At 69.2% G+C, this 12,364-nt stretch carries 8 protein-coding genes; 2 read left to right on the top strand and 6 right to left on the bottom strand.

Annotated features, from left to right (window positions below; all coding sequences use genetic code 11):
* Positions 1–3,453, top strand: a 3,453-nt coding sequence (locus ACTJK8_RS31175) for a response regulator (protein ID WP_440763106.1), incomplete at its 5' end; no start/stop codon positions are given.
* On the top strand, positions 3,450–5,540 hold the full coding sequence (locus ACTJK8_RS31170; protein WP_440763105.1) for a response regulator: 2,091 nt from the start codon (positions 3,450–3,452) through the stop codon (positions 5,538–5,540). The genes ACTJK8_RS31175 and ACTJK8_RS31170, both read left to right, overlap by 4 nt.
* Before the next feature lie 514 nt (positions 5,541–6,054).
* Here the strand turns inward: ACTJK8_RS31170 and ACTJK8_RS31165 are convergent.
* From ACTJK8_RS31165 to ACTJK8_RS31140, 6 genes are all read right to left on the bottom strand, one after another.
* On the bottom strand, positions 6,055–6,987 hold the full coding sequence (locus tag ACTJK8_RS31165; protein ID WP_440763104.1) for a 2-hydroxyacid dehydrogenase: 933 nt from the start codon (positions 6,985–6,987) through the stop codon (positions 6,055–6,057).
* Between the two features lie 4 nt (positions 6,988–6,991).
* A complete protein-coding gene (locus ACTJK8_RS31160) occupies positions 6,992–7,846 on the bottom strand; it encodes a GntR family transcriptional regulator (protein WP_127992689.1) in 855 nt (284 codons plus the stop codon).
* Between the two features lie 34 nt (positions 7,847–7,880).
* Positions 7,881–9,182: an aspartate aminotransferase family protein gene (locus ACTJK8_RS31155; protein WP_440763103.1), complete on the bottom strand. Its 1,302-nt coding sequence runs from the start codon at positions 9,180–9,182 to the stop codon at positions 7,881–7,883.
* A gap of 9 nt (positions 9,183–9,191) precedes the next feature.
* Positions 9,192–10,259, bottom strand: coding sequence for a phosphotransferase (locus ACTJK8_RS31150; RefSeq protein ID WP_440763102.1), 1,068 nt, complete (start codon positions 10,257–10,259; stop codon positions 9,192–9,194).
* Positions 10,260–10,303: 44 nt separating this feature from the next.
* On the bottom strand, positions 10,304–11,740 hold the full coding sequence (locus ACTJK8_RS31145; RefSeq protein WP_440763107.1) for an amidase: 1,437 nt from the start codon (positions 11,738–11,740) through the stop codon (positions 10,304–10,306).
* Between the two features lie 5 nt (positions 11,741–11,745).
* A partial coding sequence (locus tag ACTJK8_RS31140; protein ID WP_440763101.1) for an aminotransferase class III-fold pyridoxal phosphate-dependent enzyme occupies positions 11,746–12,364 on the bottom strand: 619 nt, incomplete at its 5' end.

Genomic DNA, 12,364 nt, shown 5'->3' with positions numbered 1-12,364 from the left:
ACGATGGTGGATCAGCTGAACTCCTTCGCCTCCGAGGTGACGCGCGTCGCCCGCGAGGTCGGTTCGGAGGGCAAACTGGGTGGTCAGGCCCAGGTCCGCGGCGTCGGCGGGACCTGGAAAGACCTGACCGACAACGTGAACATGATGGCCGCCAACCTCACCGGACAGGTGCGGGGCATCGCGGACGTCGTCACGGCCGTGGCGCAGGGCGACCTCAAGCGGAAGCTCTCGGTGGATGCCAAGGGCGAGATCGCCGCCCTGGCCGACACGGTCAACGAGATGATCGAGACGCTCGCCACCTTCGCCGATCAGGTCACCAACGTGGCCCGCGAGGTGGGTGTCGAGGGCAAGCTCGGCGGTCAGGCCCGGGTGCCGGGTGCCGCGGGCCTGTGGCGCGATCTCACCGACAACGTGAACCAGCTCGCCGCGAACCTGACGACCCAGGTCCGCGCCATCGCCGAAGTCGCGACCGCGGTGACGAAGGGCGATCTCGCGCGCTCGATCTCGGTTGAGGCCTCCGGCGAGGTGGCCTCGCTGAAGGACAACATTAACGAGATGATCCGCAACCTGCGGGACACGACGCTCAAGAACGCCGAGCAGGATTGGCTGAAGACCAACCTGGCCAAGTTCACCCGCATGCTGCAGGGCGAGCGCGACCTCGCCACCGTGTCGAACCTGATCCTGTCCGAGATCGCATCGCTCGTGAACGCCCAGCGCGGCGTGTTCTACATGGTGGAGGACGAGGGCGGGGAGCCCGTCCTCGATCTGATGGCGAGCTACGCCTTCACGGAGCGCAAGAACCTCTCGAACCGGTACCGCCTCCGCCAGGGCCTCGTGGGCCAATGCGCCTTCGAGAAGAAGCGCATCCTCCTCACCCACGTGCCCGGCGACTACATCACCATCGGCTCGGCCCTCGGCGAGGCGCCGCCGCTCAACATCATCGTGCTGCCGGTCCTGTTCGAGCAGGAGGTCCGGGCGGTGATCGAGCTGGCCTCGTTCAACCGGTTCAGCGAGACGCATCAATCCTTCCTCGACCAGCTGACCGAGTCGATCGGCATCGTGCTCAACACGATCGCCGCCAACATGCGGACGGAGGGGCTGCTCAAGCAGTCGCAGCTCCTGACCGGCGAGTTGCAGAGCCGGCAGGAGGAACTCAAGAAGACGAACGATCGCCTGGAACTCCAGGCCGCCTCGCTGCAGCAATCCGAGGATCTTCTGAAGAGCCAGCGCGAGCGCCTGCAGCAGACCAACGAGGAGCTGGAGGAGAAGGCCCGCCTCCTCGAGATCCAGAAGCGCGAGGTCGAAGGCAAGAACCGCGAGGTCTCCATCGCCAAGACGGCCCTGGAGGAGAAGGCCGAGCAGCTGAGCCTGACCTCGCGCTACAAGTCGCAGTTCCTGGCCAATATGAGCCACGAGCTGCGCACGCCGCTCAACAGCCTGCTGATCCTCTCGAAGCTTCTCTCCGAGAACCGGGACGGCAACCTGACAGACAAGCAGCGGGAATTCGCCAAGACCATCAACGCGGCCGGGACCGACCTCCTGTCGCTCATCAACGACATCCTCGACCTCTCCAAGATCGAGTCCGGGACCGTGTCGCTCGAGATCGGCGACGTGACGCTGCAGGACCTCGTCGAGAACCTCAACAGGACCTTCCGGCAGCTCGCCGAGGAGCGCCACCTCGCCTTCGTGATCGACGTCGAGCCGGACCTGCCGCGCGCGGTGCGCACCGACTCCAAGCGCCTGCAGCAGGTTCTCCGGAACCTCCTCTCCAACGCCTTCAAGTTCACCGAGAAGGGCAGCGTTTCCCTGAGGATCGGCTCCGCGGAGGGGTCACCGCTGCGCGCCGGGAGCCAGTGGCTGGCCCTGTCGGTGACCGATACCGGCATCGGCATCGCCGAGGACAAGCAGCGCATCATCTTCGAGGCCTTCCAGCAGGCCGACGGGACCACGAGCCGCAAATACGGTGGCACCGGCCTCGGCTTGGCGATCAGCCGCGAGATCGCCCGTCTGCTGGGCGGCGAGATCGTGGTCGAGAGCCGCGTCGGTTCGGGCAGCACCTTCACCCTGTTCCTGCCCTTCGAACCGCCTGTGCAGGCGGTCACGACGCGCGGGGCGGAGACATCCGAGGGCAACGGAACGTCGGCGCTGATGGGCCGGCAGCCGAACGCCGCGATGGCGCTCTCGGCCTCGGCGGATGACCGTCATGCCATCCATCCGGGCGACCATATCGTGCTCATCGTGGAGGACGACGCGATGTTCGCCTCGGTGCTGCTGGAACTGGCGCGCGAGCGCGGGTTCAAGGGTCTGATCGCGCAGGATGGCGCCGGCGCGCTGAGCCTCGCCCACCGCTTCAAGCCGCACGCCATCACCCTCGATATCGGCCTGCCCGACATGGACGGCTGGGCCCTGCTCGACCTCCTGAAGAACGATGCGCGCACCCGGCACATCCCGATCCACGTCATCTCGGTCAACGACGAGAAGAAGCGCGGGCTGCGCGCGGGCGCCTTCGGCTTCCTGGAGAAGCCCGTCGAGCGCGAGGGACTGATGCGGGCCCTGGAGCGCTCGAAGGAGTTCATCACGCGGCCGGTGCGCAACCTCCTGCTGGTCGAGGACGACGAGAACCAGCGCGCCAGCATCACGGCGTTGCTCGACGAGGAGGACGTCAAGATCTTCGGGGTCGGTACGGCCACGGCCGCGCTGGAAGCCCTGACCGGCGGCCGGTTCGACTGCGCGATCATCGATCTCGGCCTGCCCGATATCGGCGGTTCCGAGCTGATCGAGCGGATCAGGGCCACGCAGGAGGGCGAGGAGCTGCCGATCATCGTCTATACCGGCCGGGAACTCACGGCTCCCGAGGAGCAGCAGCTCAAGCATTCCGCCTCGACGATCATCCTCAAGGACACGCGCTCGTCCGAGCGGCTCCTCGACGAGACCGCCCTGTTCCTGCATCGCGCCATCGCCAGCGTTCCGCTCGACGAGCAGATCCGCGTCGAGCGGAAAGACGCGGAGTCTCTCCAGGGATGTCGCGTCATCCTGGTCGACGACGACCTGCGCAACATCTTCTCGCTGACGAGCGCCCTCGAGCAGCACGGGCTGGAGGTCCTGTTTGCGGAGAACGGCCAGGACGGCATCGCGCTGCTCCAGACCAACCCGAACATCGACGCGATGTTGATCGACATCATGATGCCCGGGATGGACGGCTACGAGACGATGCGGGCGATCCGGGCTCAGTCTGCCTTCCGAAGCCTGCCGCTCATCGCGGTGACCGCGAAGGCCATGAAAGGCGACCGCGAGAAATGCCTCGACGCGGGCGCGTCCGATTACGTCTCGAAGCCGATCGACATGGACCAACTCCTCGCCGTGCTGCGCGTGCAATTGGCGAGGCGCGGTGAGGTCGTAGACAGCGCCGCGCCGGTGAGCGGCGCACAGGGCCTTGAACGGCAAACACAATGACGGACCGGCTGGAGTTCCGTCCGACTGGTGCCGCTGCCGCCGCCGAACAGCTTGCCGGGCTCGCTACCGCGGATGCAGTCCGAGCGAAAATCCTGATCGTCGACGACGATCAGCGCAATCTGCTCGCCGCTTCGGAGATCCTCGCTGATCCGGCAATCGACATGGTCCTGGCAAACTCCCCGGAGGAAGCCCTGCGCCGGGCCCTCCGGGAGGATTTCGCCGTGATCCTGCTCGACGTGCAGATGCCGCGCATGGATGGCTACGAGGTGGCCGCGCTCATCCGCAGCCGCTCGCGCACGTCGCGCGTCCCGATCCTGTTCCTCACGGCGCACAACAAGGACGACATGCACATCTTCCGCGGCTACTCGGCCGGAGCGGTGGACTATGTGTTCAAGCCCATCCAACCTCTCGTCTTGAAGTCGAAGGTCGACGTCTTCGTCGACCTGTACCGCAAGACCGAAGAGATCAAGCGCAAGGCGGCGGCTGAGAAGCAGCTGCTCCTGGAGAACCTGCGCGTGCGCGGCGAGAAGCTCGAGGCCGAGCAGGCGCTGCGCAGGCAGGCGGAGCATCAGGCCGCCGTGCTGCGCGGCCTTCCCATCGCGCTCTACACCTCACCGCTCGGCGTGGAAGACCGGCGGCTCCACTTCACCAACGACAGCATCGAGCGCATCACCGGCTTCTCGCGCGAGGCTTTTGCCGGATCCAGCCTCTGGGAGTCCCGCCTCGAAGCGGAAGACCGGAACCGCGTGCTGGCGGATCTGCGCACCGTCTCCGAGGTCGGTGCCGTGGCTCTGGAATATCGCTGGCGCAACGCGGACGGCACGGAGCGGCACATCCTCGACCAGATCGCGGTCAACCGCGATGAGAGCGGCACGGGGGTCGAGCTCTTCGGCATGTGGTTCGACGTGACCGAGCGCAAGGAGCTCGAGCTCAGCTTGCAGCACGCCTCGAAGCTCGAGGCCGTCGGCCGTCTGACCGGCGGGATCGCCCACGACTTCAACAACATGTTGAGCATCGTGATCGGCAATCTCGACCTGATGAAGGGCTCGCTCCAGGGGAACGAGAAGGCGCTCCGCCGCGTCGAGAGTGCCATCGAGGGAGCGCATCGCTGCGCAGAGCTCACCAGCCGGCTGCTGGCCTTCTCCCGGCGCTCTCCGCTCCAGCCGAGAGCGCTGGACTTCACGAGCTTCATCCCTGGCCTGGTCAAGCTGCTCGAGCGCACGCTCGGCGAGCAAATCACGATCTCGGCGAAGCTGGAGGAGAACCTGCCCGAAGTCTGCGTCGATCATGCCCAGTTCGAAGCCGCTCTGATCAATCTCGCTGTCAATGCGCGGGACGCGATGCCGAACGGAGGTACGTTGAGCATTTCCATCAGGCGTGGCGAGCCCGGTGCACAGGACGGAATCGAGCCGGTCCGCTGCGTGGAGATCACGGTCACCGACACGGGAACGGGGATGTCGCCGGGCGTCCTGGCCCGCGTGTTCGAACCCTTCTTCACGACGAAGGAGACCGGCAAAGGCACCGGCCTGGGTCTGAGCATGGTCTACGGCTTCGTGCAGCAGAGCGGCGGAACCATCACCGTCAATAGCAATCCGGACCAGGGCACGCGGTTCGTCATCACGTTACCTGAAATCGTCAAAGGTAACTTCACGCCGGAGCATGCGCACCCGCACGCGACCAGGGGAGTGCCGGACCCGCTAGACGGCGCTGGCAGGGCCGTGCTCGTCGTCGAGGACGACGCCGACGTTCGCTCCACTGTTGTCTCGACGCTCGAGGCGCTTGCCTTCAAGGTTTTGAGCGCGACTGACGGAGCCGAGGCCGTCGACATGCTGCAGAGTGTTCCGGATATCGCGCTCGTCTTCAGCGACGTGAACATGCCCGGGGCGATGACCGGAATAGACCTCGGACACTTGGTTCGCCAGCGGTGGCCAAAGATACAGATCCTGCTGTCGTCAGGCTATCTGAAAGACAATCAGGACACGAACGGCTTCGCTCTGCTGCAAAAGCCTTATCGAGCGGCCGATTTGATTGAAATCTTGAGGGGACTCATCGGCGAGACGGATGGGGTCATGAGCTCAGACCGGTAGAGAGATCCGACGGCGACGATCGCGTTGAAGCGTGCTCGCAGATGCGAGCTTTTCGGCTGAACGAGGCGCCCGAGCGTTTTCGGTCTGCGCTGGGTCGATCCGGCTGGATCCACACAGAGGTCACGGGCCGATGCATCGGACGCTCCGGGTGAGGAACGATTGATGGGACGGCCCTGCAGTCGGGATCTGCGCGAGCGGGGGGTGAAAGCCGCCGCTAGAACCTCGCGCCGAGTTCTTCGCTGGCGTAGGCTGTGAGCCAGACTGAACCGGAGACTCTCCGGGTCCTGTGATCGTCAATGCAGCGCGCTGAGATGGAAGTTGCGCGCGAGACCTCGTCGACGACGCGCCCCCCGGGTAAGCCGCAAACAGCACCGAACGTGCCCGTTCCCGAACGTGCCCCAGAGGACGACAACGTTACAGGAACTCGGGCCGCCGCACCCCGCCGCCCGATTCTCCGCGCCGCACGGTGCGGACGTCGGCCGGACCGGTTTGATCCGGAAATCGTCGACGGCGCTCAGAAACCGCGGCGACGGTCAACGCGGTTGAGAAGCGGCTGCCCGTCGCGAAGGGCTCGAACCGCCGCAATCATCTGACGCGCCGCATCGTCCGGCTGGCTCGCGCTGGCGCTGTGAGGAGTCACGAGGATCCGCGGGTGGCCGAGGAGCGGATGATCCGCGGGCGGCGGTTCCTCCGACAGCACGTCGAGAATGGCAGCCCCGAGCTGGCCCGTGTCCAACGCCGCGATCAGGTCGCGCTCGACGACATGAGCACCGCGCCCTGCATTCAGGAGCGCGGCCCCGGCCGGCAGATGCCGGAACAGGTCCTGGTCGAGCAGTCCGCGCGTTTCCGGCGTCAGGGGCAGCAGGCACACGAGGATGTTGCAGCCGGACAGGAAATCAGGGAGCGCCGAACGGCCGGCGAAGCACGTGACGCCGTCCAGCGTCTTGGGGCTTCTCGCCCAGCCGCGAACCTGGAAGCCGAACCCGGCCAGGGCCGCGGCCGCCGCGCTCCCGAGCACGCCCAGGCCGAGGATTCCGACATGGGTGGTCCGGGCCGTGCGGATCGCCCGCGGCTTCCAGATGCCCCGACGGGTCTCGCTCGCGTAAGGAACGAGGTCCCGGTGCAGAGCCAGCACGCCGAGCGTGACATACTCGACCATGGAGCGCGTCACGTCGGGAGCGACCATGCGGACGATGTGCACGGGCTCCGGCAGGGCATCGAGCGGCAGGTGATCGATCCCGGCGCCGACGGAGAACACGAGGCGCAGGTCGGGCATCTGCTCGGCCAAGTCCGCGGGCGGCTGCCAACCGGCGAAGGCGCTCACGCCGGGAAACCGCGTGCCGTGCGCCCAGTCGACCAGGCTCAGCTCCGGCGCCTCCTGGGCGAACACGCGGTGCCAGACGCGGGCGTGCTCCGGAACGGTCTTGAGAACGACAGGGATCACCATCGCCCTACACGGCTCCCGGCCCAGTTCGGCGGTCCGCGACGCTGCGCCGGGCGCGCCGCCTCGGCGATCCTTCGGCCCCTCCGGGCGGCGCAGCGTCCCCGGCCTGCTCGGATCGCCTCAGCAGCGCGAAGGCCGGCGAGGCGGGGTCGAACGCGACGAAATCGGGCTCCCGGGCGAGCAGGATCCGCAACGAGTTCAGCGTCCCGCCCAGATGTGTGCGCAGGAGCGAGACCGCATGCTCCGCGTCCCGCCGGCAGAGCGCCTCGAAGATCGCCCGGTGCTCGTCGAGCACCTCCACGTGATAGTTCTGCAGCGGGAAGGCGTTGCGCCGCACCCGGTCCAGCTGGCCGGTGGCGAGGTGGATCGTGTCCCAGACGCGGGGAAAGCCCGCGCAGGCGCACAGGAGCCGGTGGAAATCGTTGTCGAGGGCGAACGACTCGGCGTTGTCGCCGCGCCGCGCCGCGTCCGCCTCGCGGAAGAGGACGAGTTCGAAGGCGGATTGGCGGGCGGGTTCGAAGCGCTCGGCCGCCAGGGCCACCATCCGCAGCTCCAAGCTCTCGCGCACGAGCTGGCCCTCGATCACCTCGTCCAGGATGATCTTGTTGACGAAGGTGGCGTCGCTCGGGACCACCGTCACCAGCCGCTGCTGCGCGAGCCTCAGGATCGCGTCGCGCAGGGGCGTGCGCGACACGCCGAGCTCGTCGCAGAGATCCTTCTCCACGAGGCGCGTGCCCGGCTTCAGCTGCATGGCGATGATGGCCTCGCGCAGGGTCGCGTAGACCCGCGCCGCCTTCGGCAGATCGGCGCGCAGGGCCGATCCCGCCGTCGGACTCGGATCCAGGGCTTCCGCCGGATGCATGGGTCGTCTCCTGCCAGGTCTCTCGTTCTTCTTGTCAGGCCGCACCGTCCAGGGTTTTTCCCAGGACCTCAAGGAAGAGCGCGGCGTGCTCGGCGGAGAACGTCAGCGGCGGGCGGATCTTCAGCACGTTGTCGTGGGGGCCGGACGCGCTGATCAGGACGCCCTCCTCGCGCAAAGCGTTGACGACCCGCTTCGCCAGCGCCGTATCGGGGGTGCGGCTCTCGCGGCAGGCGACGAGGTCGAGGCCGAGGAACAGGCCCGCCCCCCGCACGTCGCCGATCGCCGGGATCCGCGCCATCAGCGCCCGCATCCCCTCCAGCATCAGGCCGCCGGTGGCGGCGGCCTTCGCCACCAGGTCCTGATCCGCCAGGATGTCGAGCACCGCGCCGGCCGCCGCGATCGAGACGGTGTTGGCGCCGAAAGTGTTGAAGTAGCGCACGTCCCGGCCGAACCGTTCCGCCACCTCGGGCTGCATCGCGACCCCCGCGATGGGCAGGCCATTGCCCATCGGCTTGCCCATCACGGCCATGTCGGGAACGATGCCGTGGCGGGCGAAGCCCCACATGCCTGCCCCGGTCCGGCCGAAGCCCGGCTGCACCTCGTCGGCGATGTAGAGCGCGCCGGCCTCCGACACCGCCTCCCGGGCCGGCCGGAGGAAGCCGGCGGGCTCGGCCAGGGTCCCGTCCGTCGAGAAGATGCCGTCGGCGATGAACGCCGCGGGCCGCACGCCGTGGCGGCGCATGTCGGCGAAGGCCGCCCGAACGTCCTCGGCCAGCCGCGCGCCGACGTCGACGCCGGGATTCCGGTAGGCGTCCGGCGCCGGCACCGTCCAGACATCGCGGCCGAGGGGGACGGCCGGGCCGAGCGACGGGGAGATCCCCGCCGTGGCCTCGGTGGTCCCGTGATAGGCGTTCTGCGTGATCACGAGACCGGTGCCCCCGGTCTGGTAGCGCGCGATCCGCAGGGCGAGGTCCACCGCCTCGGACCCCGTGCAGGTGTACATGACGTGGCCGAAGGCGGCCGGATAGGTGGACAGCAGCCGCTCGGAATAGTCGAGCACCGCCTCGTGCAGGTAGCGGGTGTGGGTGTTGAGGGTGGCCATCTGGCGCGCCACCGCCTCCACCACCCGCGGGTGGCAATGGCCGACGCAGGGCACGTTGTTGTAGGCGTCGAGGTAGCGGCGCCCGTCGGCGTCGTACAGCCAGACATCTTCGCCGCGCACGATGTGGACCGGCCGCTCGTAGAAGAGCCGGTACGAGGCGCCGAGGAGGTCGCGGCGCCGGGCGATCAGGGCCTCGGCGGAAGCGGCCGGGGCGGACGTGGAAGACGCGGTCATGGCGTGGCCTCAGGAACGACAGGCCTCGGCGATCGCCGCATCCATCGCCTCCGGCGCCAGGTCGTCGAGGTGCCGGAACTGCTCCCAGACGCCGGCGCTGTTGCGGGTGAGGTAGTCCCGGCGCTCGGGGAAGCGGCGGGCGCGCCATTCCGGGATCAGGAGGCGCAGGGCCATCCGCGTCCGGATCGCCGTCGGCAGCAGCGCGACCTCGGCCTCCGACAACCTCGCGACCGAGGCGTAGCCCCGCAGGAAGGCCAGGGCCGGCCCGAGGGGATGGGCATCGAGGCCGAGCTGGTAGGCCGCCGCGATCGCCACGTCGAACATCCGGGCCGTGCGGACCATGTCGCCGAAATCGATCACCCCGGTGATCCGGTCCGGATCGTCGGGATCGACGAGGATGTTGTCGCCGCCGAGGTCGTTGTGGACCACCTGATGCGGCAGGTCCGGCAGGGCGGGCACGATCCGCGCGGCGAACGCGTCGAGGATGCCGGCGAGGCGGTCGCGCTGCCCGCCCTCGGGGAAGACGTCGAGCACGGCGCGCAGCCGCCCGGCATGCCGCAGGTCCCAGGAGGAGACGTGGTCCGCCGCCGGGTCCGTGAAGCCCTCAAGCGCACCCTGGAGGCGGGCCAGCAGCGCCCCGGCCGCCCGGCGCTGCCCGTCGGTCCGGGGGCCGGCGGCCTGCGAGCGCCCCGGGGTGAAGGTGGTGAGCCGCACGGTGCGGCGATCCGCCGGCGCGACGGTGATGCGCGCGTCGGGCTCGCCCGCGCGGGTCGGCACGATGCGCGGCAGCGGCAGGTCCGGCGCGGCCCGCGCGACGTGGATCAGGGCGTTGCTGTGCAGGCGGGACACCGCGGGATCCTCGCCGGGGCTCAGGATCTTCAGGAAGTAGGCGATCCCCGCCCCCGCATCGAGGCGAAAGTTCGAATCTTTCTCCCCGGCGAGCCACGACGCCGCGCCGGCGATGCCGTAATGCGCGGCGGCGATGCCCTCGGCGGTGCGGGCATCGACCGGCTCGGCCACGACCGACAGGCCGGCGCCGATGCCGCTCTCGGGGGCGTCGATCGTGGGATGGGACATCGGGGATCCAGACAGGTGCTTCGAGACCGGCGCGCCCTGCGCCCTCAGGCGGGCCGGACCAAAGGGGCGTCCGGGAACGCCTCCGGGTAGGCGGCTTGGTAGGCCGCGGCGGCCCGCAGGACGAGGTCGTCCCGGAACCGGGCGGCGACCATCTGCAGCCCGATCGGCAGGCCGCCCGAATCGAAGCCGCAGGGCACCGAGAGTGCGGCCTGGCCGGTCATGTTGAACGGGTAGGTGAAGGGGCTCCAGTCGGTCCAGTCGGTCATGCCCTGCCCCTCGGGGAAGTCGATGCCCGCCGGGATCGCGGTGACCGGCATGGTCGGGGAGAGGAGCAGGTCGTAGCGCGCGTGGAAGCGCGCCATCGTGACCTTCAGCTCGGCCCGGACCTGCTCGGCCGCCAGGAGATCCGCCGCGCTGGTGCGGCGCCCGATCGCGGCGACGGCGACGAATCCGGGATCCATGCGCGCGCGATCCGTCTCGGTGGGGGCGAAGCGATCCACGAGGACCGCCATGGCGGAGAACCAGATCACCCGCAGTGCCTCCAGGGGCGAGGCGAAGCCGGGATCGGCCTCCTCGACGACGGCGCCCATCGCGGCGAGGCGGGCGGCGGCCCGGTCCACCGCGGCGGCGACCTCGGGATCGACGCGGGCGTAGCCGAAGGTCCGGCTGTAGCCGATGCGCAGGCCCGCGACGCCGCCGCGGGCGGCCTCCGTCCAGTCCGGGACGGGGCTCGGGCAGTCGCCGTACAGGCCGTCCGGGGACGGGCCCGTGACGGCGTTCAGGAACAGGGCGGAATCCGCCACCGTCCGGGTGAGCGGGCCGCGATGGGCCATGTCCCGCAGCGGCGTCGGCGCGTCGGTGGCCAGCCAGCCGAAGGTCGGCTTGATCCCGAAGACGCCGCAGAACGACGACGGGATGCGGATCGAGCCCGCCCCGTCGGATCCCTCGTGCAGCACGCCCATGTTCAGGGCGGCGGCGACGCCGGCCCCGCCCGAGGAGCCCCCCGAGGCCCGATCGGTGCCCCAGGGATTGACGGTGTTGCCGAAGGCCGGGCCGTGGGTCACGCCCTTCCAGCCGAATTCCGGCGACGTGGTCGTGCCGAGGATGACCGCCCCGGCGGCGCGCAGGCGCCGCATCACCAGGATCTCGTCGGTGGCCGGGGCCTCGCCGGTGAGCTTCGAGCCCCGCCGCCACGGGATGCCCTTGACGGCGGTCAGTTCCTTGATCGTCGTCGGCACCCCGTCGATCGGGCCGAGGGCCTCGCCCTTCGCCCAGCGCGCCTCCGAGGCCCGCGCGGCCTCGAGCGCCGGTTCGGGCGCGACATACGCGAAGGCATTCACCTGCGGGTTGAACCGCTCGATGCGTGCCAGCGCCGCCTGCGCGGCCTCCACCGGCGAGACCCGGCCGGACGCGAACAGCGCCCCGAGCTCCACCGCGTCCATCTCGCCGAGATCGGTCCGGGTCGTGCGGATCTGGTCCATCGGGCTCACGCGGCGATCGTGTCGAGGGCACGGCCGACGGCGTCGAACATCGCGCCGATCTGCTCCGCCGTGATGATCAGCGGCGGGCAGAAGCACAGGGAATCGCCGATGGCGCGGGCGATCACCCCCTGTTCGAGGGCAGCGGCCTGGATCGCGGCACCGGCCGCGCCGGGCTTCGCGCCGGGTGCCGTCGCGGGCTTCAGCTCGAGGGCCCCGATCAGGCCGACGCCGCGCCACGTCTTCACCAGGGGGTGCTCGGCGAGCCCCACCAGCCGCTCGAGGAAGAGCGGGCTGAGGCGCCGGCAATTGCCCACGAGGTCGCGCTCCTCGATGATCCAGATGTTCTCCAGGCCCACCGCGGTGGCGACGGGATGGCCCGAGGCCGTGTAGCCGTGGCCGAGCACGCCGAGCCGGGCGGATTCGTCGGCGATCGGCTCGTAGAAGTTCGCGTTCATCAGGATCGCCGAGAGGGGCATGTACGAGGAGGAGATCTGCTTCGAGAGCACCATCACGTCCGGCTCGATGCCGAAGGTCTCGCAGCCGAACATCGCCCCCGTGCGCCCGAAGCCGCAGATCACCTCGTCGGCCACCAGCAGCACGTCGTAGCGGCGCAGCACCGCCTGG

This window comes from Methylobacterium sp. 22177, assembly GCF_052045615.1.
GTDB classification, from domain to species: domain Bacteria; phylum Pseudomonadota; class Alphaproteobacteria; order Rhizobiales; family Beijerinckiaceae; genus Methylobacterium; species Methylobacterium radiotolerans.
Note: the sequence above shows the minus strand (reverse complement) of the source record. Positions and strands in the feature narration are given on the sequence as shown.